We start from the raw sequence: 24157 nt of genomic DNA on the forward strand, positions 1-24157 counted from the left end.
TTATGATATGTTGCGTCAAACAGAGTCGCTTGCCTTAAAAGGTAAGTTATCTGCCACTCTTAGAAGCTGGCTTCCTATACTTAGTTCAAGCATTGAAGAGTTAAAAGAGACGCTGGAGCCATTTGTCGCAGACAATCCATTTGTAACTATAGAACATAGAAGTCAAAACTATTTTAAAAAGAACTACTTTACTGAAATTTCTAAAAATTCAGTTAGTGACAGTATTGAAACTTATACTATTTTTAAAGAGAGTTTGTATGATAAGCTAATATCTCAAATAGATAAACCTCTTTTCCCTACGAAAAAATCTCAAGATATCGCAAAAAAGATAGTAGAGTGCCTTAGCGACGAGGGATATTTTGAGTGGAATGATGAAATTTTTACAGGGTTTGATAGAGATGAAGTGGAGCGCGTTAGGAGCAGATTTGCCTATCTTGAGCCGTGTGGTGTAGGGGCGTATGATTATAAAGAGAGTTTTTTGTTTCAGCTTAATGAATTTGAGCTTGATGACGAGCTATACAAGAGTGCTAAATTTATAATAGAAAATTTTGAAAATTTAGACAGGATTACTAAAATCAACAGGTATGATGAGGCTATTGCTATAGTGCGTAAGTTTAAAAATCCTCCTGCAATTGAGTATTTAAGCGATCAAGTAGCAAAAATTCCAGATATTTTTATAAGTAGTGGCAGTGCCGGAATAGAGATAGGTATAAATGATGAATTTTACCCTGAAATTTTACTTGATACAGAAGGTCTTGATACTAAAAATGAGTTTGTAAGTAGTCGTATAAAAGAAGCAAAAGATCTTGTAGATGCCCTTGATATGCGCAAAGCAACTCTTAGAAAAATAGCTTTAATGATAGTAGAATATCAATATGATTATTTTTTCGGTGGAGATATGAAGCCAATGAAGCTAAAAGATATTGCCGATGATCTTGGCAGGAATCCATCCACTATTTCTAGGGCGATCTCAAATAAATATCTGCAGTGTTCGCGAGGCTTGGTGCCTATAAAAAGCTTTTTTTCCGCAGCTATTGATGAAGAAGTCTCAAATTCCACAATTAAGGATTTTGTGACTGATATTGTGAAAAACGAAAATCCGCAAAAGCCTCTAAGCGATCTTAAAATTTTAGAGCTCATACAATCAAAATTTGGTGTAACTATGGTAAGAAGAACTATCACAAAGTATAGAAAAGCCTTAAATATAGGTAGCTCTAGCGAAAGAAAAAGAATATATATGATGCAAGGCTAGGCACTTACAAATATCTCTTGCTCTTTAAAATACGGTTTTAAGCTCTCGTAAGCGTTTTGAATTTTTTCAAATTTTTCTCTATATTCTTTTTTTATTTTTTCAGACTTTTGTGTATGACGGTCTGGATGATAAATTTTGACAAGCTCAAGATATCTGCTTCTAACACTTTCAAAATCACTATTTTGCCCACATTCAAGTGTTTTAAAATGTTCTGAAAATAAGTCTGCTAAGGCTGAGAATCTGCGAACAAATTTTTGTGAATTTTGAATATTGGCTTCACGTTTAAATTTTATAAATTTATCTTTGTCGTATCTAAAATATGTGCAAAATCTCATATGTTCACTTTTATCAAAGAGTTCATCAAATCCTGATGTTTCGTTCGCATTGGCTATTTTTATGATAAGGTAATTTTGATCGTCATTTATAAAAATTTGAGATTTTTTAAATTTTTGAGCAATATAGCTTATAAATAAAGCGTTTGATCTATCAAATCTAAATCTTGCCTCGTTATCTACAAATTCGATATCTGCAAAGATGGTAATTTTCAGAGAATTTTCTTGCTTATACAGTAGTTTGATTGTTATGTATTCTGCAAATTTGATATTTAGCTCGTCTTTATGTGTTTGGTTATAAATTTTAGTAATAAATTTAAAAAAATATTTTCTCTGAATTATCTCATTTTCATCGTAAAATGAGATAATCTTATCCTTTTTTCCAAGAGTCTTAGTGAAATTTTTTTTCATCATTGCTTGAAGTTCGGAAAAAAGTATGCCGTCGCTTGTTTCGATGCTTAAAGATTCTAAAGTTTGCCTTATATTCATTAAAATATCTCCAAAATTGGCTATTTTTAATAAAAAGCAATTAGCGTTCCAGACTCTCCCAGATAGGCTCTTTATCAAGATTTACATATTCTTTCAAACCTTCATAAGGCTTATATTCATTTTTATATACCAAGCTAGGGCAGTTTTTGACATAATATCCTAAGTATATCCAACGCAAATTTAGTCTTAATGCTAGATAAATTTGCTGGTATATAGAAAATTTTCCTAAAGATAGATAGGCAAAATCAGGATCGTAGTAAAAATAAATTGATGAAATTCCACCCTTTATAATATCTATAAGGTCAACTCCGACAAGCCTTTTATCTACATAGTAAGAGATCTCTTTGCCAAAATCTCCATATCCGGCTACATAAAGATCATAGTATTTTACTAGGTCAAGTTCGTAATACTTCCACTCTCTCTTTTTTTCCATAAATTTATGATATTTTTTATACAGTCTTAGATGCTCTTCGTCTACAATCGGATCTGAAATAAATATAGAAGTATTTGTATTTTTTTTAATTGTTCTGCGAACGGATTTACTAAATTTAAAATTTTGAGCATCAACTCTTATACTGACGCACTCTTGGCAGTTATTACAATTTGGCTTAGAAAAATATCTGCCAAATCTCCTAAAGCCATGTTTTACCATCGCGTCATTTGTATCAAAATCACAATCACTTATATAACTATACTCCATCCTTGAGTCTCTATCCTTAAGGTATGGGCATAGACTTGGAAGCGTGGAAAACGGGATTATCATATCTTCCTTATGTCGCTATCTTTTACGTATTTCATAAATTCATCGCGAAGTGCTTGCTCTTTGTGAGCGATAGCCTCTTCTTTGCTCACGACATGCTTTTTAACCTCTTTTTTAGGTGTCTCGCCGAGTTCTTTTATCATCTCTTTTTTTATATCTTTTAAACTATCGAAAAAATCATTCATTTAAAGTTCCTCTTTTAGCTTTCTATTCTCTTTTACTTTTTGGATTGCCACAGTTATTGCAGCTATTACCTCTTCATTGCTCTCATTATCTTTTGTTTTCATATTTTCAAGCAATGACGGCATCTTGGTTTCTGTGTATGAAGTATCAAAAAATCCACGTCTAAAGTCACGCTCCTTGCTAATGCTTAGCAAAAACGGGATCGTCGTTTTTACGTCGCCTTCTATGGTAAATTCATCTAGCGCGCGTTTTAGCTTATTTACCGCTAGATCGTAGCTTGTCGCACGAACGATAAGCTTTGCAAGCAAACTATCGTAAAACGGCGGAATTTGATAGTCTTTGTAAAGATGACTATCCACGCGCACGCTAGGGCCAAGAGCGGGGTAGTAGCCTGAAATTCGCCCCGGGCTTGGGATGAAATTTTGCCACGCGTCCTCAGCCGTGATACGAGCTTCTATGGCAAAGCCTTGAGTAACGACATCGCTTTGTTGCATATGAAGTATGCCGCCTGCGGCTATTCTTATTTGCATCACTATAAGATCAACACCCGTTATCTCTTCGGTTACGCCGTGCTCGACTTGAATTCTTGTATTCATCTCCATAAAATAGAAGTTATTGTAATCATCAAGTAAAAACTCAACCGTTCCTGCATTTGTATAATTAACCGCTTTTGCAGCAGCAACCGCAGTAACACCCATGCTTTTACGTAAATTTTCGCTTATACTCGGACTTGGCGCGATCTCTAAAATTTTTTGGTGTCTGCGCTGTATGGAGCAGTCACGCTCGGCTAAGTGAATGATATTGCCGTATTTATCGCCCACTATTTGAAATTCGATGTGGCGCGGATTGATGACGTATTTTTCCATAAATACTTCATCGTTATTAAAAAACGCCTTAGCTTCGCGTTTGCAGCTTTCAAAGCTACTTTCAAGCTCTTCTTCTTTCCACACGACGCGAATTCCTCTTCCGCCCCCGCCCCCACTTGCTTTTAATATAACGGGATAGCCGATCTTTTCGGCAAAAAGCTTGATGTCTTCCATGGTTTCGTTATTTAGCTTTTCAGTGCCAGGAACTACGGGAATTCCGTTTTTATTCATTAGATAGCGAGCTATGTTTTTATTACCCATTTTGCGTATCACGTCCGCATTTGGACCGATAAATATGAGCCCAGCGTCTTGCACCTCTTTTGCAAATTCGTAATTTTCACTTAAAAATCCATATCCTGGGTGTATAGCGTCCGCTCCGCATGCCTTTGCGACCTCTACGATGCGCTTTGCATCAAGATAGCCTTTGATCGGATCTATACCTATCTGATAAGCTTCGTCGGCAACTTTTACGTGAAGGCAGTCTTGATCGGGCTTTGTGTAGATGGCTACGTTTTTGATGTGTAGGTCTTTGCAGGCGCGAATAATTCGTACGGCTATTTCACCACGGTTGGCGATTAGAATTTTATGTATCACTTCTTTTCCTTAATCTTACGACTTTTTATCATAATTCAATTATCTCAAAATATTTTTTATGAAATTTGTGATCTTAAATTTAAACTTTATAACGATAGCATAAAGATTTTTTATTGATGATTAAATTTTATAAAATTTAAGACTTTATGGTGAAATTTGTAAATTTATAAGGGCTTTTTAGAAATTTATGAAAGATTTAAGAAAGGTTTGGTTATACTTCGAGCCTTACTTAATTATATTGTGCGCTCGTAGCTCAGCTGGATAGAGCATTTGATTGCGGTTCAAAAGGTCAGGGATTCGAATTCCTTCGAGCGCACCATTTTCTTAAAAATTTTATACAATCATTAAATATTTTATAAACATAATAGTAGCATTACGATATAATAGCCTTGTATTTAAATTTATCTTAAGGAGATTTTATGAAAAGGCTTATTTTTTCGGCTTTAGCGATATGCCTAGGTTTTTCTTTCGTGCAAGCGGGGCAAGATTACGCCAATGGAGTTAATGCAAGAAATAAAGGCGATATGGTAAGTGCGATTCAGTTTTTTCACGCCAGTTGTTTTAATAAAAATAACGATTTGGCTTGCTACGAGGCGGGTAAAATTTATGAATTCGGCTTTGGTGGAAAAGTAAAAAAAGATCAGTCTTTAGCCCAACAAGCCTATCAAAAATGCTGCGATAAAACAGGCAGAAGCGATTGCTGCTCTAAAGTCGGAAAAGATAGTGGCGGAGGACAAGTTCAGGAAGGTTCTGATTTTTCCAGATATGTAACCGCATGTGAAGGCGGCGACTCCGTATCATGCAATAAGGCTTACAAAATAAGCAAAGAGAAATTTTTCGCGCAAAAATCTTGCGATCTTGGCGATCTTGACGGTTGCAATGATTTAGGTAATTTTTACTTCGGCGCTAATGATTACAAAAAAAGCTTTGAACTATGGGAGCAAGGTTGCAAGAAAAACCACGGGCTATCTTGCCGAAATTTGGCATATTCTTATAGAGAGGGCAAAGGCGTGAGCCAAAATGTGGAAAAGGCCATTAAAGTTTTAGAGTCTCTTTGCGAAGGAGAAAGACCTCAAGATTGCTTGGTTTTAGGGATTATATATAAAGACGATCAATACGGGAAAAAAGATATACTAAAAGCTTATAATTTTATTAGCAAGGCTTGCGCAAGCGGTAAATCCAAAGATGCTTGCAAGGTCATTAATAGTCCTGAATTTATGGCGGTGGCTTGCGATGGTGGAAGTGGCGAAGCATGCAGAAATTTAGGCTTTGCGTATGCAGCACAAAAGGATCCTAAGGCTGTTGAGTATTTTGTAAAGTCTTGCGAATATAAACTTGCCGCAGGCTGCACGGGACTAGGGTTTTTGTATTTAAAAGGTGGTTTAATCGAAAAAAATGAGGCTGAAGCTAAAAAATACTTTAAGTTAGGTTGCGATTTGGGAAATAAAACAGGCTGCGATGAGTTGGCGAATTTTTAAAATCATTGGTAGCTCGCATTTGTAGTGTTTGTGAGTAAGTGAAGCAAAAGTAAAAATAAAATCACTAAGAAAGGTTTAAGATGAAAGGATTAGCAGGATTTTTAGTCGTAGTTGCGATTTTCGGAGGAATTTTCTTAAAGTATTACAATCAAGTTCCGACACTTGACGAGACAACCAAAGAGAAGTGGTCGCAGGTACAAAACCAGTATAAGAGGCGTGCCGATCTTATACCGAATTTAGTTAACACGGTGCAAGGATATGCGGCTCACGAAAAGGGTGTATTTGCTGAGGTTACAGAGGCTAGAAGTAAAGTTTCGCAGATGAAGATAGATGCTAGTACTATTGAGGATCCAAGAAAGCTTAAAGAATTTGAAGAGGCTCAAAAAACTCTCGGTGGAGCACTTGGAAGACTTATGGCTATTAGTGAAAACTATCCGCAGTTAAAAGCCGATCAAAATTTCTTAGCTCTTCAGTCTCAGCTTGAGGGCACTGAAAACCGCATCGCCGTAGCTAGAATGGACTATATTGCTGCAGTTAAGGAGTATAATTTAGTGCTAAGAACTTTTCCTGGTAAATTTGTAGCACAAATTTTTCATCCTGACGCTAAGATAAAAGAGACTTTTGAGGCTAGTGAAAGCGAGCAAAAGACACCGGAAGTTTCGTTTAAATAGCAACCCAAAGGAGCTATTATGAAAAAAATTTTAACCCTCTTATTTATATCCGTAACTATTTTTGCTGCGGATATAAAATTCCCTGAGCTTACAGGCAGAGTAGTAGATGAAGCCGGAATTTTAAAACAAGAGACAAAAGATAAGCTCACAGAAATTCTTGCAAACCATGAAAAAAACACTACAAATCAAGTTGTAGTAGTTACGGTAAACTCTTTACAGGGTCAAGATATAGAGTCTTACTCTTTAAAGCTTGGAAGACATTGGGGTATCGGTCAAAAAGATAAAAATAACGGTGTGTTACTTGTCGTTGCTCCAAATGAAAGAGAGGTTCGTATAGAAGTAGGATATGGGCTTGAAGGCTCTTTAACAGATGCAACGGCTAGCAGTATAATACAAAGGATTATTGTTCCGAAATTTAAAAATTCAGATGTAGATCAAGGAGTATTGCAAGCAACTTATAAAATACTTGATTTTATAGACAATGATGCTAATAATAATTATGTGACAGATCCTATGGAAGATATGTTTTTTACTCTATTTGCTAGTATGGTAGGAGGCTCGCTTATCCTAGTTTTTATTAGCAAGTTAATTAAGTATAGGATTGTGAGCGACATTGCTACTTCTGTGTTAGTGTCTAGTTTGCTAGGATTTTTTATAGGAGTTCTTGTCAGTGCATTTACCGGTTCCGTTATGCTTTCTATAATAGTAGCTGCGGTTGTAACAGTGGCAATTTTTATATTTGTCTTTAACAGCATAAGAAAGATGCCAAGAGGACTTTTAAAGAGCGGCGGCTATGCGGGCGGCAGTAGCGGCGGATTTAGCGGTGGAAGTAGAGGAGGCGGCTTTAGCGGCGGCGGTGGAAGCTTTGGCGGTGGCGGAGCCAGCGGTAGGTGGTAAATTTATAAAATTTACACAAAATATAGGTCAAATTTGCAATTAGCTACAAATTTGACCCAAAAAACAAGGTTATTATGAGAAAGATATTATTTGTTTTACTAGCTTTTATGTCACTCTTTTCGGCTGAAATTTCACTTCCTGAGTTTACGGGCAGGGTTGTGGATGAGGCAAATATACTAACCAAAGGCACAAAAGATAGCTTAACAGCTACACTTGAAGCCCACGAAAAAGCAACTACCAATCAAATCGTAGTCGTAACCCTAAAATCGCTTCACAACTACTCCATAGAAAGTTACTCTTTAGCGCTTGCAAGAAAATGGGAGATCGGGCAAAAGGATAAAGATAACGGAGTTTTGTTGGTAGTAGCTCCAAATGAAAAAGAGGTGCGCATAGAGGTTGGATACGGACTTGAAGGAGTTTTAACCGATGCCGCAAGCAAGAGTATAATAGAAAAGGTAATAATCCCGAATTTTAAAAGCGGTGATTTTGAAGAGGGAGTGTTAGAAGGCGTTGCCAGAATTTTAGACTTTACGGATGAAGATGCAAGCAACGATGTAGTAAAAGAGCAAGCATTTGTGGATAATGTTTTGCTAGTTATCGCCTTTTTGATAGCGTCTTGTTCTATTTTTATATTTATAGGTAGGCTAAGCGGACGCAGAGTTATAGGCGATGTGGGCTCTAGCATAGTTGGCTCGATTATGCTAGGAGGCTTTGTCGGAGCTATTATCAGCGCACCGATAGATCCTATAATATATAAAACATTAGCCATTTTAGTAAGTATAGTAGCCGTTTTTCCTTATGTACTAAAAGAGATTATGAATACACCTGATGAAAAATTAATATACGGCTGGAAAGAAGGAGTCGATAGCTATAAGTACTTCGTTGAAAGCGAAGGCAGTAGCGGCAGTGGCGCTAGCGGTGGAGGCGGAAGCTTTGGCGGCGGCGGAGCCAGCGGCAAGTGGTAGAGTTAGTATAAAAGAGGTTGTTATGAATAAAATTTTGATATCTTTAATGGTTGTTTTTAGCTTTGTCTTTGCTCAGTCAAATTTCCCCGAGCTTTCAGGCGCTGTCATAGATAAATCAGGTCTGTTAAATGAAGTTGCTAGGAGCGATCTTAGCAGGAGGATAAGTGAGCATGAGTCTAAATACGGCAACAAACTCATAGTGGTTGCGGTAAAACTAAAAAAAGAAGAGTACATCACTTCTTACGCTCAAAATCTTGCAAAACACTGGAATATAGACGATAAGACGGCTGTTTTGGTTGTATCTTACGACTCGCGAGACTATCTAAATTCAAGAGCGATTATCGTTACGAATGGCGACTGGCTTAAAGGCGATTCGATAACATCAGATATTATAGAGGCTAAACTGAGCGAAAGAAATATCGACGGCGCTTTTAAGCTAGGAGTCATCAAGACTTTAGAATTTATGGATGATGATAAGAGCAATGACTACACAACCCATCCTTATGAAGATGCTACTATCGCTATGCTTGCGATCTCGATATTTGGAGGGCTTGTTTTATGGATTGTGAGTTATAAGTTTAATCTTCTTTTTTTGACTCAAGTCGGTATGTCTTCTGTGCTCTCAGGCATGCTAACCGTATTTTTAATGAAAGCCTTGTCTTACGGCTTGCCTTCTTTTTTATTTTTTGGCATCGTCTTTGTATTTACACTTTTAACTATGCGTATAGAGATGAGAGAGGATGGCAGCAGATACGTAAATTTGGGCTTTTTAAACTCTTTGTTTGGTATAAAGAAGGCAAAAGAGGCTTAAGAGCTTAGAGATGAAGAAAATTTTACTGATTTTATCGGCTTTTTTATCTTTGTTTGCGGGTGAAATTTCACTCCCAACCCTCACCGGCAGAGTAGTAGATGAAGCAAATATACTAAGCCAAACAGCAAGAGAAAACTTAACTAAAATTCTTGCAAACCATGAAACAAATACAACAAATCAAGTAGTAGTAGTTACTTTAAATTCACTTGAAGGACAAAGTATAGAAAGCTACTCCTTAGAACTTGCAAGAAAGTGGTCCATAGGACAAAAAGATAAAAACAATGGAGTATTGTTAGTAGTAGCTCCAAATGAAAAGGAAATTCGCATAGAAGTAGGATATGGTTTAGAAGGATCATTAACGGATGCCATAAGCCATGAGATAATACAAAGAGTAATCATCCCTAAATTTAAAGATGGAAATTTAGAACAAGGCATCTTAGATGGAATAGATAAGATACTAAACTTCATAGATGAAGATAGCAGTAATGATTATGTGACGGATCCTAAGATGGATACGTTTTTTAGCTTTACTACTATTATGATAGTCGGCGGCTTTGCCTTGCTTTTTATAGGTGTAATTTTTAAAATTAAGTTCTTAAAAGACATTGGTTTAACATCTTTTATGTCGGCTTTTGCAGGAGTGTTTTCGTCTTCTTTTTTGGATATGTTTTTAAAGACCGATACGGTTTTAGTCTCTTTTGCTCTGCTTGGAGCGTTTTTTATACTCATTTATCCTATGGTTAAAAAGATGAATAACTCAAAAAAAAGAAGATCCGGAGGTGATTTTTCTAGCTCAGGTTTTAGCAGTTCAAGTGGTGGGGGTTCAAGCAGCTCTTCCGGCGGAGGCTTTAGCGGAGGTGGTGGAAGCTTTGGAGGAGGCGGAGCTAGCGGAAGATGGTAAAAATAAGCAAATGCTGATTAGCTTTATTAAAAATTTATAAAATTTATATTTTATATTGGGTATAATTTTTCTTTATTATAAAGTTTTTCTTTTAATTAAGGGATTTTTTGTAAGATGCAAGAAGAGAAGCAGTATTTTGTCAAAGAGAATGATTTTATAGTTTCTAAAACGGATACAAAAGGAAAGATAACCTATTGTAATGAACCGTTTTTAGAAATAGTCGGAGCCAGAGCGAGTGATCTTTTAGGAAAGCCTCATAATATCATAAGGCATCCGGATATGCCTCGCATTGTTTTTAAGCTTTTATGGGATAGAATTAAGTCGAAAAGAGAGATTTTTGCATTTGTTAAGAATAAGAGTTTTAAAGGCGGATATTATTGGGTTTTTGCAAATGTAACTGCATCTGTGGATGAGAACGGTGAAATAGTGGGATATCACTCTGTGAGAAGAAGGCCCAATATGGATGGCGTAAAATTCATAGAAAGTATATATAAAAAGCTTTTAGAGGCTGAAAAAACAGGCGGAATGGAAGCTTCTGGTAAATTATTAGATAAAATTTTAAAAGAATCAAATGTAGAGTATGATGAATTAGTACATAAGCTCCAAAGAGGATAGGTGGACAAAATGGATTATCCTTCAATATTAAAAAACATCAATGATATAAAGTCTGAACTTGCATTACTCTTAAATATAGAGATTGCAAAAGAGGCTACTCAGATGAGTATTGCCGAATTTAGTACTTTGGTTGACTCCATTAAAGTGCATGATATTTTAGAGAGCAAAGATAGTATGTATTTTGCAAATGTATTCGATAATGAAGAATACTATTATAATATTAGCTTATATCTTGATCAAATCATTAGAAAAATTTCAATCAAAACCGAAAAAAAGGGAGTTAGTCTTGAGACTAGCAGTAAGCTTCAAGAAGCTTCTAAAAATATAAAAAAAATTATAGATCTTTTTGTTTTAGAATATGGAAATTTGCTTAAAGCCGATTCTAAAAGATGGATACAAAAAAATACCAAAGAGATGAAAACTATAAAAAATATACTTAAAGATCTAGTTGAATTCCAAAAAAAAATAGATGAAACTCTAAAAATAAGGGCTAATATCATATCAAATGTAATTTTGAGCGAATTTAAAGTTTTATATAAGTTTTTTCTCTATAGTATCAAGATAGCTAAAAAAAGACATGATCAACTCCTGCTAGTCGAGATCGCAGGAATGACAGATAGGATAATATCTATGATAAATCCTATATTTAGCGATAAAAGCCTAAAGACCGAGGAGCTTATATACCACTATTTAGCGTATGAACTAAAAGAGCTTAAGGTAAATTCTATCGGAGAGAAGTTATCTTAAACAAGATTTCATCTATGATTTTTTTTGCACTGTTTTTGTATATTTGATGCTTTAAATTCAATGAAACTTCTCTTAAATTTATAGATTCTATTAGTTGTAAAATCTCGTTTTTATCTATTTTGTTGTCTTTTTGAAAGCAAAATTTGGCTAAATTTTGATCTACTAAAAATTTTGCATTATACATTTGGTGATTATTTGCCGCATAAGGATAAGGTATAAATATGGCTGGCAAATTGTTTGCGCAAAGCTCCCATAGTGTGCCAGCACCAGCTCTGCTTATGGCTAAATCAGCCTCTTTCATCTTTAGCTCTATCTCCTTGCTGAAGTCAAAAAGTTCTAAAGTTTTATCTGTAAATCCAAGCTTTTTATACTCTTCTCGTAAGTTATCAAGCGAATTTTTACCGCATTGATGAATTATTTTTATATTTTTTTCTTTTAATATCATAGCTAGATTTAAAGCAAGTGAATTTATAGCCGATGCGCCCTGAGAGCCTCCTAGAAATATTATAGTTCTTAGCTCTTTTCTCTCTCGCGAGGTGTCAAAAAATTTATCCGCTACAGGATAGTCAAATTTAGGCTCATCGTATGAGCTAAAAAACTCTTTTGCGAATGGTTTTAAAATTTTATTTAAATTTCCGACTATGGAGTTTTGTTCGTGTATAAAAAGCGGTATATTTGATATAATGGCTGCAAATGCCGCAGGCGCTGCACTGTAACCACCTACGCTTATTACGGCCTTTACTTTATTATCCTTAAAAATTTGCCTGCATTTAAAAGCTAGTTTTACGATATTAAAAAGTGAAATAAGCTTATTAAAGCCTTTTTTGTTAACTACTCCTTGGCTAGGCAGGAAAAATTTAGAGCTGAAATTTTGATCATTTTCAAACCACTGCCTATCTTGTCCGTTAGTTGAGCCTATGAAGATGGTTTTTATATCACGACTTGCAATCTCTTCATTGAGGGTTTTTGCGATAGCCAGATGTCCTCCGGTGCCACCACCGCATATTACTATCATTTAGTTTGATACCTTTTTGCTTATCATCAAAACCATCCCTATACCCACGCAAAGTGCTAAAATAGAACTTCCTCCGTAGCTTAGAAATGGTACCGCTATACCTTTAATAGGGGTTATGGAAGTAATTCCGTAAGAGTTCATAAGAAAAGAAAATGATATCAAAAGCCCTATGCCTAGTGAAAATAGATGATAGACCTTATTTTCGCTTCTTGATGAAATTTTAAATATTCTATATAGTAAAAATACGATTATTGAAGTGATACCAAATATTCCTAATACACCAATCTCTTCAGCTATACCCGCTAATACGAAGTCGGTATGAACCTCGCTTAAAAAGCCTAGTTTAAATACTCCTGCGCCAAGCCCTTCTCCGAAAAATCCGCCGTGCTTTATCGCGTTTAGCGAGTGCGAAATTTGATATGGCTCAGGCACATCTGCTACTCTTAAGGCGTTTGCCATATTTTCAGGCAGTATTGAAAGCACTATATTTTGTATAGTTCCCCACCATGATTTAATACGTAAAATTCTATGCTCTGATGTTACTATTGCGATTGTGGCAAGCATGCCCGCTCCAAAAAGCCCTATCCCAAAAAGCCTAAGGCTAGTTCCTGCAAAAAGAGCCATCATTACAAGAGTAAGAGCCAAAACTATAACCTGACCAAGATCGTTTTGAAGGACTGCTATTAGATAAACAACTATCAAAAATAAAAATAAATACGGAAGTATTAGGTTAAATTCTTCCTTTAAGCTCTTTTTGCTATCATCAATCTTTCTTGCAAAGCTCCATGCAAGAAAATAGACAAAGCCTATTTTAAAAAACTCAACCGGAGCGAGTGAAAATCCAGGTAGCCTAATCCATCTTTTTGCGCCTCCCGCATCCGTAACCATAGAGCTTGGAAGTGCATGCATAACACCCATAGCAAGAGCGCATAGGATAAATAGTCCAAAGCCTATCCATACTAGTGACTTATCTGGATTTAACTGCGATAGAGCCCAGATGACAAATATACCTAAAGCTCCGACCGCCAGCTGTCTATAAAAGAAGTGATATGGTTCATAGTTAAAAAAAAGCACGGTAAAAACAGGCAAAGAGAGTGAAAAAATAATACCTATAGTTATTAGTGCGACGCAAGCGTAAAACACCCACTTATCTACTTGCAAAACTCTCTCCGTATTTTGGATTTTAGCCTCGATTTTACTTAAAATTTTCTTATAAATATGTTAAAAGTGTCAGTGTCATTTTAAATTTTATAAGCTTTAAATTTAAATTAGCGTATAATTAAATCTTTTTTAAGAGAGGATAAATGCCACTTTCAAGACTAAATTCGGATCAATACAGTGCCGCAACTGCGCCTTTTGGGCACAATCTTATCATAGCAAGCGCAGGCACAGGCAAGACTTCAACGATCGTTGCAAGGATAGCGCATCTATTAAATTTAGGAGTAAATCCTAGTAAAATTTTGCTTTTAACCTTTACAAACAAGGCCTCAAGTGAGATGATAGAGAGGCTAGAGCGTTATTTTGACAAAAAAATTACCTCTAAAATTACTGCTGGCACATTTCACTCTGTATCTTACTCTCTTTTAAAATCTCTTGAAAAAAATATAGTATTAAAACAGCCAAGCGAGTTAAAAACTCTTTTAAAAAGTCTTGTGGAAAGGCGCAGATTTCAACATTTGGGCGAAGCTAAGGCGTATGGTGGAGCTTATCTATACGATCTATATTCACTTTATCAAAATTCAAGCAATGAAGAGAGTTTTTATGAGTGGTTTAAGGCTAGAAATGAAGAGCAGTCTATATATGCTGAAGTTTATGATGATATTTTAAATGAGTTTGAACAAGAGAAGGCGAAATTTGGCTATGTGGACTTTAACGATCTGCTTATAAAAATGCGAAACGAGCTAAGAAAGGGAGCGCCTTTAAAATATGATGAAATTTTAATAGACGAATATCAGGACACAAATACTCTGCAAGGCTCTTTAATAGATGCTTTTAATACAAAAAGCCTCTTTTGCGTAGGCGACTTTGATCAAAGTATTTATGCCTTTAACGGTGCAAATATAGAGATAATCGGCTCTTTTAAAGATAGGTTTAAAGACGCTAGCATCTATGCTTTAAATATCAATTACCGCAGTAGTTCAAGTATACTAGCCCTTGCAAATAAAGTGATCTCAAACAATCCTCGTTTGTATGATAAAAAACTGATTGTAAGCCGAGAGGGAAATTTACCATCACCAAAGCTTCTTGTTTATGATGAGCTTTTTAACCAGTATTCAAATATTGCCGAGATAATATCAAATTCAAAATTTAGTAAAGAAAATATTGCAATAATCTTTCGTAATAACTCAAGTGCCGATGGGCTTGAGGTGGCTTTGAAAGAGCGAGGAGTAAGCTCTAAGCGAAAAGGCGGAATTGGCTTTTTTGAAAGTAGGGAGATAAGAGCTTTAATGGATATATACGCGATTTTAATAAACCCAAAAGATATTATGGCCTTTATTCATGTATGTGAATATGCTAAGGGCGTTGGAGCCGCTCTTAGTAAGGAGATGTTTGATCTGATTGTAAAAGTAGGGCACGGAAATTTGATAGACGGGTTTTTAAATCCTGACGATAAAGTAAATGCCTTTGAAAAAAAGAAAAAAAATTATCAATTGGGGCTTTTTGACGAATTTAGTGAAATAGGTGAGATGTCAAGGTTTTCTAAGCTTAAATTTAGTGATAAATTTTTCTCTCATCCGATACTTAAAATGGAAAAATTAAATGAAAATGCGGCAATATTTTTATATGAAATTTATAATTTTTTACTTCATGCAAGACGTCTTTCTAGACCAAATTCTTTAATCAACGAGATTAAAAATAGCAAAATTTACTCTCTTATAGTTGATTTTTTAGCTACCAAAAGAGCTACAATGAAAAATGGAAATATTGATGAGGGCTTAAAAACAGAAGCTATAGAAAAAATCATGGCTAAAGTTGAAATATTAAGTGAGCTTAGTAAAAACTACAGTGATTTGGAAAAATTTTATAACTTCATAACTCTTGGCAGTAATGAGATGAGTGAAGGTGAGGGTGTAAATCTCTTAAGTGTGCATGCTAGCAAGGGGCTTGAATTTGATCAGGTTTTTATAGTCGATCTTGCGCAAAATCGCTTTCCGAATTTAAAGCTCATGGGTATGGGTGGAAGTTTGGAAGAGGAGAGAAGGCTGTTTTATGTTGCTGTTACTAGAGCAAGAGATGAGCTATATCTAAGCTATGCAAAATACGATAAGATAAAAAGAGTTACTTATCAACCAAGTAGATTTTTGATAGAAGCTGGAATGGCCAAGGAAAAAATATAAATTTTTATGGTCTCAGTAAGAGACCATAAAATATCAAGTTTTAAACTCAGAAAGTTTATTATTTAGTATCTCTGTCATTTTATTTAAGTGATCTGTCGCGTTTGCTATCTCTTCGACACTCTTTGTATTTTCGGATGAGATGTTGTTGATATTTGACATTCCATAGATAATTTGCTTTATATTATCACCGGTTTTTATATAGTCTTCAACTCTGGCATCAGACATAATTATGGCTTTTTGCATACTATTGCTCATAAATACTATCTTGTCTCTAACCTCATCCGCCACTAAAGTAAGCTCTCCTATTTGTCTAGAATTTGAGTTCATCTTCTCGCTTGAGTCTGATATAGCTTGCACTATAATATTTATTGTAGCATTTATCTCCACTAGGCTTTTTTGAGTTCTTTCGGCCAGTTTTCTAACCTCATCGGCAACTACTGCAAACCCGCGTCCATGCTCACCAGCTCTTGCTGCCTCGATAGCTGCATTTAGCGCTAGTAAATTTGTCTGATCTGCTATATCGTTTATTACAGCCAATACGCCTTTTACCTGCTCTGCGTCGCTACTAAGTTGAGAAATTCTGCTTGCTAGATCAAGCTCAACTTCGACACTGGATTGAATTTTGTTGCTTAGATGCTCTATGGCGTTATTTGCTTCTATGATACCGCTACTCGCAGCCTCCATATCGGCCTTACTCTTTTTTGCCTCTTCTATAGAATTTTCGATTTGCTCTTTTATAGTTGTAGCTTTATTTGTAGTTTCCTGAATTATATTTGATGAGTTTTCAACGTTTTTTCCAGTTTGAATAGCTGCTGCGGATAGCTCGTATGAGACTGATGAGTTTTCTGCAGAGAGATGTTTAACTTCGCTTATTAGAGCTTTTAAGTTATCAACAGCTGTTTTTAAAAGCCCAATTGCACTGTTTGGATTGTCTGTTTTTATAGCTACTGCTAAATTTCCTTTTGAAACCTCTTTGACAACTTCTTCTATCTTTGATGCTTTTGCTCCAAGAAGCCCTTCTGGAACCTTTTCGCTAACATATGCAAGCAGAGCTACAAGTATGATCGTTACTATCAATAAAGTCAAGAATATAATTTGAAGGTTTGTCAGGTTATCTTTAAAAAACTCAAAGCTTTGTGTTGTTCTTTGCTCAACTAAAGCGAAAAATTCATCTATAGGTTTAGAAATTTCAGCTTTGTAGTCATTGTAGGTTTTACCAAATACAAGCTCCATAGCTTCATCTTTAGAACCGTATTTTTTAATAATATCTATAGCTTTTATTTCAAGCTTGGCAAGATCTGTAGATTTTCCTTCAGCAGATTCCAACTTCTTAAATTCATCCTGTGTAAATCCCTCTTTTTGCATAAGATCTTTTAGAGAAATTTGCTCTTTCGTATCAGGTCTAGGAATTTTTCCATTTCTTATATCCAATACTTGATTGTATTGTTTTTCATAAATCGGATTTCCATTAGTAGCTACAAAAGTTCTAACAAGACTGGTCAAGTCATCAGAACTTTGCCTAAGTTCGTCAGCCAATTTATATGATGTAAGCTGTTTTTGTGCAGCACCTACTAAGTCTTCTGACACGCTTCGCATTTGCAGGAAGATATATCCTAAAACAAGTATCGAAGCTATACTTAAAATCATCAAAAGACGCTGAAAGCCTTTTGATTGAAATAGCGACATTGGCACTCCTTTGATTATTTTCAAAAATAAATATTTTCATTAAATTAATCTATCTTTATTATATTACCAGGAGTATTATCTTTTGCTTAAAGAAATAGAAATTTATAACTAAATTTTTGGTTATCTTAAAAACTCAAAATTTAAGATAACCAAAATTAAAAATAGTAGTTTTTATAGTGCTTTTAGCATTACTCTAGTTAAGGTTTTGCTAAATTCTAAAGGATTTTCTATATTCATTCCCTCATTGATCTTTGCCATATCAAGAAGTAGAGTAGATATATCATAGATCATAGCCTCGTTTTTGTTCAATTTTTCAAAAATTTCATGATTTGGATTTATCTCTAAAATCGGTTTAACTTTTGGCAAATTTGTCTGACCCATCTGCTTTAATATAGTTTGCATAGAAAAGTCAGGATCGTTTTTATCATATATCAAAACAGCAGCCGAGTCGCTAAGTCTGGAGCTAAGCTTAACGTCTTTAACATCGTCTTTTAAAATTTCGCGCATTTTTACTAAAATTTCAGTGTGCTTGCTCTCGTCAATCTTATCTTCTTCGGTTTTTATTTCGCTATCGATATCGGAGTGATTTACAGGCTTGATAGGAGTTTTGTCAAATTCATACACCATAGGCATTACTATAGTATCAATTTCCTCGTCCATTATTAAGACTTCTATATCGTTTTTCTTAAAGCTTTCCAGAAGAGGTGAATTTCTTAGCATAGACTCGTTGTTTCCACTTATATAATATATGCTTTTTTGATCCTCTTTCATCTGCTCTTTGTACTCTTTTAAACTTACCAAACTATCTCTTTTGCTGGATTTAAATAGTGCAAGGTCTAAAATTTGCTCTTTGTCGTTATTAAACCCGTATAGTCCCTCTTTAAGCACTTTTCCGAATAGTTTGTAAAATTTTATGTATTTTTCTCTATCTTTGTCTTTTATTTTAGCAAGCTCTGTCAAGATTTTTTTGACGCTCTGATCTTTTACATTTGCCATTATCTTATTTTCTTGTAAAATTTCACGGCTTACGTTAAGCGGCAAGTCCTCAACATCTATTATTCCTCTTACAAATCTTAAAAATGGCGGCAAAAGCTCTTTTGCGTCATCGCTTATAAATACGCTTTTTACATATAGCTTGACGCCACTTTGATAATCCACTCTAAATAGATCGAACGGCTCTGTGGCCGGGATAAAAAATAGAGTAGTGTATTCTATCTTTCCCTCCGCCTTGGTATGAAAATATGCCAAAGGATCTGTGCTGTCGTGGCTGATTTGTTTATAAAAATCATTGTATTCATTAGCCTTGATATTTGATTTATTTAGCTTCCAAAGGGCTGAGGCTTTGTTTATCTGAACGTTTCTTGTCTCATAGCTTCCCTCTTTTTCTCCGTCTTTTGGCGGGATATAATCTTCTTTATCAGCAAAGATAGGATACGGAATATGGTTAGAATATTTTTTTACAATACCTTCTATGCGGTAAAATTCACTAAATTCGCTATCTTTTAAAAACAGGGTTATGGTTGTTCCGTGAATATCTTTTTGACTCTCTTTTATCTCATAACTTTTGGCGTCAGAGCTCCATAAAAAGGCTTTATCTTCAAGAGCCTTTTTGCTTAAAACCTCTATTTTATTGGCAACCATAAATGCTGAGTAAAATCCAACTCCAAACTGTCCGATAAGTGCGCTATCTTTTTTAGCTTCACCGCTAAGTTCTTTGACAAAGTTCTTTGTTCCACTTCTGGCAATAGTACCTAGGTTGTTTATTAAATCCTCTTTATTCATTCCTATGCCATTATCGCTGATTGTAAGTGTTTTTTTATCTTTATCCAGACTAATATCAATTCTAGGTAGGTAATTTAAAGTTTTGTATTCATCGTTTGTTAAACAAAGGTAGTTTAACTTATCAAGAGCGTCTGATGCGTTTGATATTAGCTCTCTTAGAAAAATCTCTTTATTTGAATATAGTGAGTGAATCATGAGATTTAAAAGCTCGTTCACTTCAGTTTGAAATTCAAATTTATCTGCTTTTTTTGCCATATTTTTCCTTTTTTATTTAATTTTTTTGGCAGATTATACTATAAATTGCTAATTTTTTCAATAAATCATAATATAAATTCAATAAACTTGATATGAATAATATCAATGTTAAAGTTGTTTTATATTATTTTAGTAGCTTTAATATTTTTTTGCTATTATAATGCCTTGCGGTCTCTTTTAAAAAATCACAAATATTTGCAAGCTTACAAAGCTCATTGTCAAGTAGAATTTGAATAGCCTTGTCATTGTCCAAAATAGAATTTACTATTATAAAAATCTCAATATCTTTTAGATCAAATTCGTTTAATTTTACAAATTTAAGAGCTTCTTTTAGAAACCTTATCTTGCTTTCATAAAAATTTTTAAATTTATCTGTTGTTATAAACTCTCTTTCTTTGCTATTTTCAAGCTTATTTTTATTTATGGAAAGTCCGTTATTTCCCATAAATATTCCCATGTCGGCGGCTATAGAAAACATAATTTTGGTAGCATCTTTTGTGCCGCTATCAAGAAAGTATTTAAAAATTTTAAATCGATTAATATTATAAGCTGTGACTAAAAGCTCCTTAGCCTTTACATCGGCTCCGTTTTTGACTAAAATTTTAATGAGGTTTAAAATTTCATATTCGCTTATTCTGTTTTTTGTCTCATTGTTAAAACCTAAAGCCATAGCCATATGAAGCGGAGAAGTGTTTTTTATTTGATACATATCGTAATTTAAATCAGGCTTAAATTTTAGCACTTTTTCTATGCGCCCAAAATCAAATTTACCCGTATTTCCTACTTTACTATTTATTATAAAAAATGAAAAAATTCGCTCACCATCTCCAAACTCTTTATTTATTAAACTTTGATTTTTGTTTAAAACTATAAGTAGTTTATCAAGCTCTTTGTCAACCTCTTCATTTGATATGTTTTGGTCGTAAAAAATATCAAAATTTATCTCATCTGCAACTGAAATTTTAAACAATAGAAATAGAATAAGAAAAATTCTTTTCATTACTATTCCTTTTTTATGTAGTTAAAATAGCAGCGTATTAGCTTTTAAGACTTTCTCGCTCTTTATCAAGGGTTTTTTGCATTTTTTCGCGTGTAATTTCTAGCCAATTTTTATCACTTGTATCAACCAAATCAAGGCATATTATTTTAATCTCGCCGTTTTTGAAGCTGAAATTTTTAACATCCATTATATCGCTTCCGACTATAACTATAGGCTGTACCTTTAAATTTAGCCTATCTACTATTATTTTTGCTCCACCTTTAAAGGGCAAAAGCGTATCTGTCTGAGATCTAGTTCCTTCAGGAAAAATAGCTAAAACGCGCCCGTTATTTATCCGATCTTGCGCCTCTTTTACCAATTTTACCAAAGAGTGTCTACTCTCTCTATCTACGGCGATCATTTTTGGCAAGCTTAAAATTTTGCCTATTACAGGTATCTCTCCTATCTCTTTTTTGGCTATCCAACAAAGATTTTTAGGATGCACTTCTTCTAGAACCACTATATCTAGCATGCTTTGATGATTCATAATAATCATATTGGCGTCTTGGCTAAATTCTCCTTCGATTTTTATAGAGTAAAATCCAAAAAACCTCTGTGTTCTTGCCCAAATACGCCTTATAGTGCGAATGTTATTTTTAAAAAGCCACATAAAAAACACAACTAAAAAAATACTGATTGTAAATTCAACCGCGAAATAGGCGGCTTTAATTCTTGATAATATCATCTTTTAACACCCAGCCAACCTTGCCATCATTTAGCAAGACTTTTTTAAATTCTTTTCTTTCTCCTAAAATTTCTACTTTTTCTTCATTTTCAGTCGTAAAGAATATGCTTGAATTTTGAGTAGGGAGAATTTTTATACTTACATTTTTTTTAAGCACCGCATTCCCCAAAGGGTTATAGCTATATATTCCATAAGCTCCAAAAATCAGTGTCAATACTAAAAATATACTATTTCTTTTGATTAAAAACAAAATAAAGGAAGTTGCCAGTAGAATATATCCGGCTGTATCTTTGTAAATTTCAAATTTGCTTTGTTTTGGATTTAGTCCGATTTGAGTGCTTATTTCGTCATCTTCGACTATGACAGGAAGAGAAAAGCTTTCTAGCTTTTTGTTTTTTAGATTGAAATAGCTAAAATCCAGAGAAGTTTTTTCGGGAGTAAAAATTGCAAAATAAAAACCGCTATGCGAATTAAAATTTCCACTTACGGAATCAACTCCCTGCTTTAATATTGCAGGGTCATTTAGCCAAAAGTCTGTTATGTTGGTATTTTTGCCGACTAGCTCAACTATCATAATTAAATTTTTATCATCAAATTTGTTTGTTTTATGTTTTTTGATTTCTAGCGAGTTTGCTACTATGTGGCTATAATTTTGATCGCTTTTTATCTGTTTTAAGCTTGGTAGATTGATAGTTGTGTTTGCAGTTTGGAAAAATTCACCATTTCTTTTTAAATTTATGGTTATCTTAGTATTTTTTTGCTCTGTTGAGTTAGCCTCTAAAAATATCTCACTTTTGTAAATTCCGTTGCCGATATTTTCCCATTGTAAATTTTTATTCAACCATTTTAAATTTTCATTTTCTAATACAGTTGTTTTGATATCTACGACTATATTTGATTGAGTATTGGCGGTAATTCCGAATTTAAAAATCTCGCCAGCATAGACCTCTTTTGGTATATTAGAGGTTGTGATTATAAGCTGACTCGGCTCTACCGTCTGATAAATTTGAGTTTCAGATATATTGATTTCAGGCTCGTTTGTGGGAGCTATAGTTTGTAGTGGAGCCTTTTTGATAACCTTTTCGCTTCTTTCGCCTCCCATCATATCAAAGATACTAGGTTCTTGAGCGATAGCAAAAACGGCTATCAAAAATAGGGCGATGTGTTTTAACAAACTAGCCCTTTAAGCATCCTAAGTCCGTCATCTCCACCTAAGATTTTCTCGCATGCTCGCTCAGGATGTGGCATAAGTCCGAAAATCTTTTTATTTTTATCACAAATTCCAGCAATACTATCTATAGAGCCGTTTGGATTCAGTTCATTTCCATCTTTATCACAATATTTTAAAAGCACTTGCTCGTTGTCATACATGCTTTTTAAAGTATCTTCATCAGTATAGAAATTTCCTTCACCGTGAGCCAGCGGGACATTTACTATCTCGCCGACCTCTAAATTTGAAAGAAATTTGTTTGAATTTGCAATGACTTTAAGGTGATGATACTTTGAGATAAAGCTTAAATTTTCGTTTCTTCTCATAGCTCCTGCAAGCAGTTTTAGCTCGCAAAGCATCTGAAATCCGTTGCAAATTCCTAAGATGTATCCACCTTTTTGAGCGTGATTTAACACCGCTTTCATGGCTGGAGAAAATTTAGCGATAGCAGCCGTTCTTAAGTAGTCTCCGTAGCTAAAGCCACCGGGAAGCACTATAAGATCTGCATTTATCTCATCTTGCTTGTGCCAAATTATCTCCGTTTGGCATCCTAAAATTTCAAAAGCATACTCGGTATCCGTTTCACAGTTTGTTCCGGGAAATAAGACTATGGCGACTTTCATACTATGATCTCGTAATCTTCTATAACTGTGTTTGCCAAAAGCTCTTCACACATATTTGTAAGAGCTTTTTTGGCCTCATCTTTATCTTTGGCGTCTATATCAAGGACGATTTGTTTTCCAACTCTTACGTTTGATATGCCGTTAAATCCGAGCGAGCCAAGTGCGTGCTCTACAGCCTTTCCTTGAGGATCTAAAACTCCATTTTTAAGTGATACGTTTACTATAGCTTTCATCTATAACCTTTATGATAAAATTCTTCTTAAAACCTCTTCGTAGGCTACTTTTACATTTCCAATATCTTGTCTAAATCTATCTTTGTCAAGCTTTTCATTTGTATCGGCATCCCAAAATCTGCAACTATCAGGACTAATTTCATCTGCTAGTATAATATTTCCATCTTTATCTACGCCGAATTCGACTTTAAAATCAACAAGTTTTAACTTTCTATCCGCGAAAAATTTAAACAATACAGAGTTTATCTCTCTACCTAAATGCTTTAGTCTATCAAGGTCGTTTTCGCTTTTTACAAGTCCCATAGCCAGGCAGTGTTCGTCATTTACCAAAGGATCGTGTAGCGCATCATCCTTGTAATATAGCTCAACCAAGGCAAAAGGCAAAACCGTTCCGTCAGGTATGTCCAGGCGCTTAGTAAGTGAACCTGTAGCTATATTTCTTACCACCACTTCAAGAGGGATTATTTTGCATTTTTTAATCAGTTGTTCAGTATCGTTTAGTGTTTTTACTAAGTGGGTTTCTATACCTTTTTCTTTTAAAAGATTAAAAAGTTGCGTTGAAATTTTATTATTTAGAGCACCTTTTCCAGCCTCGTTTCCTCTTTTTTGGGCATCAAAAGCCGTTAAATCGTCTTTAAACTCGGCTATTAAAAGATCCGCATCATCAGTCGCGTACATCCTTTTGCCTTTTCCTTCATAGACTAACTCTTTTTTCTCCATCCTGTTCTCC

The 24157-nt window shown here is 34.7% G+C and carries 23 protein-coding genes, 1 tRNA gene and 1 pseudogene; 11 read left to right on the forward strand and 14 right to left on the reverse strand.

Annotated elements, in window-relative coordinates; all coding sequences use genetic code 11:
* Positions 1–7 precede the first annotated feature (7 nt).
* Positions 8–1252 (forward strand): RNA polymerase factor sigma-54, encoded by a 1245-nt coding sequence (locus tag CDOM16190_RS08460; protein ID WP_170020098.1) that lies wholly within the window; start codon positions 8–10, stop codon positions 1250–1252.
* Here CDOM16190_RS08460 and CDOM16190_RS08465 read toward each other — a convergent pair.
* The 4 genes from CDOM16190_RS08465 to CDOM16190_RS08480 are packed head-to-tail and all read right to left on the reverse strand — an operon-like array spanning position 1249 to position 4476.
* Positions 1249–2073, reverse strand: a complete 825-nt coding sequence (locus tag CDOM16190_RS08465) for an adenylosuccinate lyase (protein ID WP_170020100.1) — start codon at positions 2071–2073, stop codon at positions 1249–1251. The genes CDOM16190_RS08460 and CDOM16190_RS08465 overlap by 4 nt on opposite strands.
* Positions 2074–2113: 40 nt before the next feature.
* Positions 2114–2836 (reverse strand): arginyltransferase, encoded by a 723-nt coding sequence (locus tag CDOM16190_RS08470; protein ID WP_170020101.1) that lies wholly within the window; start codon positions 2834–2836, stop codon positions 2114–2116.
* Entirely contained in the window at positions 2833–3018 is a 186-nt protein-coding gene (locus tag CDOM16190_RS08475) for a hypothetical protein (protein WP_169974559.1), read from the reverse strand. Before CDOM16190_RS08475 ends, CDOM16190_RS08470 begins: the two co-directional genes overlap by 4 nt.
* Complete coding sequence (locus tag CDOM16190_RS08480; RefSeq protein WP_170020103.1) at positions 3019–4476, reverse strand: acetyl-CoA carboxylase subunit A; 1458 nt, start codon at positions 4474–4476, stop codon at positions 3019–3021.
* A 242-nt stretch (positions 4477–4718) separates the two neighbouring features.
* On the opposite strand from CDOM16190_RS08480, the gene CDOM16190_RS08485 reads away from it, so the two are divergent.
* The 9 genes from CDOM16190_RS08485 to CDOM16190_RS08530 all read left to right on the forward strand — a co-directional run bounded on the left by CDOM16190_RS08485 (position 4719) and on the right by CDOM16190_RS08530 (position 11561).
* A tRNA-Arg gene (locus tag CDOM16190_RS08485) sits at positions 4719–4795 on the forward strand.
* 100 nt (positions 4796–4895) lie between these two features.
* Positions 4896–5954, forward strand: coding sequence for a tetratricopeptide repeat protein (locus tag CDOM16190_RS08490; protein ID WP_170020105.1), 1059 nt, complete (start codon positions 4896–4898; stop codon positions 5952–5954).
* A gap of 80 nt (positions 5955–6034) precedes the next feature.
* Positions 6035–6625 carry a LemA family protein gene (locus tag CDOM16190_RS08495; protein WP_170020107.1) on the forward strand — a complete coding sequence of 197 codons (591 nt, stop codon included), beginning with the start codon at positions 6035–6037 and terminating at the stop codon, positions 6623–6625.
* Positions 6626–6643: 18 nt separating this feature from the next.
* Positions 6644–7522: a TPM domain-containing protein gene (locus CDOM16190_RS10580; protein WP_211437435.1), complete on the forward strand. Its 879-nt coding sequence runs from the start codon at positions 6644–6646 to the stop codon at positions 7520–7522.
* A gap of 74 nt (positions 7523–7596) precedes the next feature.
* On the forward strand, positions 7597–8487 hold the full coding sequence (locus CDOM16190_RS08510) for a TPM domain-containing protein (protein WP_170020109.1): 891 nt from the start codon (positions 7597–7599) through the stop codon (positions 8485–8487).
* Positions 8405–9298 carry a TPM domain-containing protein gene (locus CDOM16190_RS08515; RefSeq protein ID WP_170020111.1) on the forward strand — a complete coding sequence of 298 codons (894 nt, stop codon included), beginning with the start codon at positions 8405–8407 and terminating at the stop codon, positions 9296–9298. The genes CDOM16190_RS08510 and CDOM16190_RS08515 overlap by 83 nt, the downstream gene beginning before the upstream one ends.
* 10 nt (positions 9299–9308) lie before the next feature.
* Positions 9309–10199: a TPM domain-containing protein gene (locus CDOM16190_RS08520; protein ID WP_170020113.1), complete on the forward strand. Its 891-nt coding sequence runs from the start codon at positions 9309–9311 to the stop codon at positions 10197–10199.
* A gap of 114 nt (positions 10200–10313) precedes the next feature.
* Positions 10314–10814, forward strand: a complete 501-nt coding sequence (locus tag CDOM16190_RS08525; protein ID WP_169974568.1) for a PAS domain-containing protein — start codon at positions 10314–10316, stop codon at positions 10812–10814.
* Complete coding sequence (locus tag CDOM16190_RS08530; RefSeq protein ID WP_169974569.1) at positions 10815–11561, forward strand: imidazole glycerol phosphate synthase; 747 nt, start codon at positions 10815–10817, stop codon at positions 11559–11561.
* Here CDOM16190_RS08530 and murG read toward each other — a convergent pair.
* Both murG and CDOM16190_RS08540 read right to left on the reverse strand, forming a co-directional pair.
* Entirely contained in the window at positions 11539–12576 is a 1038-nt protein-coding gene (gene murG / locus CDOM16190_RS08535; protein ID WP_170020115.1) for an undecaprenyldiphospho-muramoylpentapeptide beta-N-acetylglucosaminyltransferase, read from the reverse strand. The two genes, CDOM16190_RS08530 and murG, sit on opposite strands and share 23 nt — an antisense overlap.
* Positions 12577–13737, reverse strand: a complete 1161-nt coding sequence (locus CDOM16190_RS08540; RefSeq protein WP_170020117.1) for a peptidoglycan glycosyltransferase FtsW — start codon at positions 13735–13737, stop codon at positions 12577–12579. It abuts the gene before it with no gap.
* 143 nt (positions 13738–13880) lie between these two features.
* On the opposite strand from CDOM16190_RS08540, the gene CDOM16190_RS08545 reads away from it, so the two are divergent.
* Positions 13881–15914: an ATP-dependent helicase gene (locus CDOM16190_RS08545; RefSeq protein WP_170020119.1), complete on the forward strand. Its 2034-nt coding sequence runs from the start codon at positions 13881–13883 to the stop codon at positions 15912–15914.
* A 33-nt stretch (positions 15915–15947) separates the two neighbouring features.
* On the opposite strand, the pseudogene CDOM16190_RS10970 reads toward CDOM16190_RS08545, so the two are convergent.
* From CDOM16190_RS10970 to purC, 8 genes and pseudogenes are all read right to left on the reverse strand, one after another.
* A pseudogene (locus tag CDOM16190_RS10970) lies at positions 15948–16442 on the reverse strand (methyl-accepting chemotaxis protein); the annotation flags it as partial.
* 1329 nt (positions 16443–17771) lie between these two features.
* The gene (htpG, locus tag CDOM16190_RS08555; RefSeq protein WP_170020123.1) at positions 17772–19637 is read right to left on the reverse strand and encodes a molecular chaperone HtpG; all 1866 of its coding nucleotides are present in this window, start codon (positions 19635–19637) and stop codon (positions 17772–17774) included.
* A 124-nt stretch (positions 19638–19761) separates the two neighbouring features.
* Positions 19762–20637, reverse strand: a complete 876-nt coding sequence (locus CDOM16190_RS08560; RefSeq protein ID WP_170020125.1) for a hypothetical protein — start codon at positions 20635–20637, stop codon at positions 19762–19764.
* Positions 20638–20674: 37 nt separating this feature from the next.
* Positions 20675–21361: a lysophospholipid acyltransferase family protein gene (locus tag CDOM16190_RS08565; RefSeq protein WP_170020127.1), complete on the reverse strand. Its 687-nt coding sequence runs from the start codon at positions 21359–21361 to the stop codon at positions 20675–20677.
* Positions 21342–22535 (reverse strand): SH3 domain-containing protein, encoded by a 1194-nt coding sequence (locus tag CDOM16190_RS08570; protein ID WP_170020129.1) that lies wholly within the window; start codon positions 22533–22535, stop codon positions 21342–21344. The genes CDOM16190_RS08565 and CDOM16190_RS08570 overlap by 20 nt, the downstream gene beginning before the upstream one ends.
* Positions 22529–23194: a phosphoribosylformylglycinamidine synthase I gene (purQ, locus tag CDOM16190_RS08575; RefSeq protein ID WP_170020131.1), complete on the reverse strand. Its 666-nt coding sequence runs from the start codon at positions 23192–23194 to the stop codon at positions 22529–22531. Before purQ ends, CDOM16190_RS08570 begins: the two co-directional genes overlap by 7 nt.
* Complete coding sequence (gene purS / locus CDOM16190_RS08580; RefSeq protein ID WP_170020133.1) at positions 23191–23427, reverse strand: phosphoribosylformylglycinamidine synthase subunit PurS; 237 nt, start codon at positions 23425–23427, stop codon at positions 23191–23193. The genes purQ and purS overlap by 4 nt, the downstream gene beginning before the upstream one ends.
* Positions 23428–23436: 9 nt before the next feature.
* Positions 23437–24147: a phosphoribosylaminoimidazolesuccinocarboxamide synthase gene (gene purC / locus CDOM16190_RS08585; protein ID WP_170020135.1), complete on the reverse strand. Its 711-nt coding sequence runs from the start codon at positions 24145–24147 to the stop codon at positions 23437–23439.
* Positions 24148–24157 lie beyond the last annotated feature (10 nt).

The sequence above is a fragment of the Campylobacter sp. RM16190 genome (assembly GCF_012978835.1).
Classification (GTDB): Bacteria; Campylobacterota; Campylobacteria; order Campylobacterales; family Campylobacteraceae; genus Campylobacter_A.

What these genes read in the sequence shown, in the direction of transcription:
- CDOM16190_RS10580 (WP_211437435.1), top strand. Translation starts at nt 6,644, where the DNA reads ATGAAAAAAATTTTAACCCTCTTATTTATATCCGTAACTATTTTTGCT.
- purQ (WP_170020131.1), bottom strand. Translation starts at nt 23,194, where the DNA reads ATGAAAGTCGCCATAGTCTTATTTCCCGGAACAAACTGTGAAACGGAT.
- CDOM16190_RS08560 (WP_170020125.1), bottom strand. Translation starts at nt 20,637, where the DNA reads ATGAAAAGAATTTTTCTTATTCTATTTCTATTGTTTAAAATTTCAGTT.
- CDOM16190_RS08490 (WP_170020105.1), top strand. Translation starts at nt 4,896, where the DNA reads ATGAAAAGGCTTATTTTTTCGGCTTTAGCGATATGCCTAGGTTTTTCT.
- htpG (WP_170020123.1), bottom strand. Translation starts at nt 19,637, where the DNA reads ATGGCAAAAAAAGCAGATAAATTTGAATTTCAAACTGAAGTGAACGAG.
- CDOM16190_RS08465 (WP_170020100.1), bottom strand. Translation starts at nt 2,073, where the DNA reads ATGAATATAAGGCAAACTTTAGAATCTTTAAGCATCGAAACAAGCGAC.
- CDOM16190_RS08460 (WP_170020098.1), top strand. Translation starts at nt 8, where the DNA reads ATGTTGCGTCAAACAGAGTCGCTTGCCTTAAAAGGTAAGTTATCTGCC.
- CDOM16190_RS08470 (WP_170020101.1), bottom strand. Translation starts at nt 2,836, where the DNA reads ATGATAATCCCGTTTTCCACGCTTCCAAGTCTATGCCCATACCTTAAG.
- CDOM16190_RS08475 (WP_169974559.1), bottom strand. Translation starts at nt 3,018, where the DNA reads ATGAATGATTTTTTCGATAGTTTAAAAGATATAAAAAAAGAGATGATA.
- murG (WP_170020115.1), bottom strand. Translation starts at nt 12,576, where the DNA reads ATGATAGTAATATGCGGTGGTGGCACCGGAGGACATCTGGCTATCGCA.
- CDOM16190_RS08525 (WP_169974568.1), top strand. Translation starts at nt 10,314, where the DNA reads ATGCAAGAAGAGAAGCAGTATTTTGTCAAAGAGAATGATTTTATAGTT.
- CDOM16190_RS08565 (WP_170020127.1), bottom strand. Translation starts at nt 21,361, where the DNA reads ATGATATTATCAAGAATTAAAGCCGCCTATTTCGCGGTTGAATTTACA.
- CDOM16190_RS08545 (WP_170020119.1), top strand. Translation starts at nt 13,881, where the DNA reads ATGCCACTTTCAAGACTAAATTCGGATCAATACAGTGCCGCAACTGCG.
- CDOM16190_RS08495 (WP_170020107.1), top strand. Translation starts at nt 6,035, where the DNA reads ATGAAAGGATTAGCAGGATTTTTAGTCGTAGTTGCGATTTTCGGAGGA.
- purC (WP_170020135.1), bottom strand. Translation starts at nt 24,147, where the DNA reads ATGGAGAAAAAAGAGTTAGTCTATGAAGGAAAAGGCAAAAGGATGTAC.
- CDOM16190_RS08510 (WP_170020109.1), top strand. Translation starts at nt 7,597, where the DNA reads ATGAGAAAGATATTATTTGTTTTACTAGCTTTTATGTCACTCTTTTCG.
- purS (WP_170020133.1), bottom strand. Translation starts at nt 23,427, where the DNA reads ATGAAAGCTATAGTAAACGTATCACTTAAAAATGGAGTTTTAGATCCT.
- CDOM16190_RS08520 (WP_170020113.1), top strand. Translation starts at nt 9,309, where the DNA reads ATGAAGAAAATTTTACTGATTTTATCGGCTTTTTTATCTTTGTTTGCG.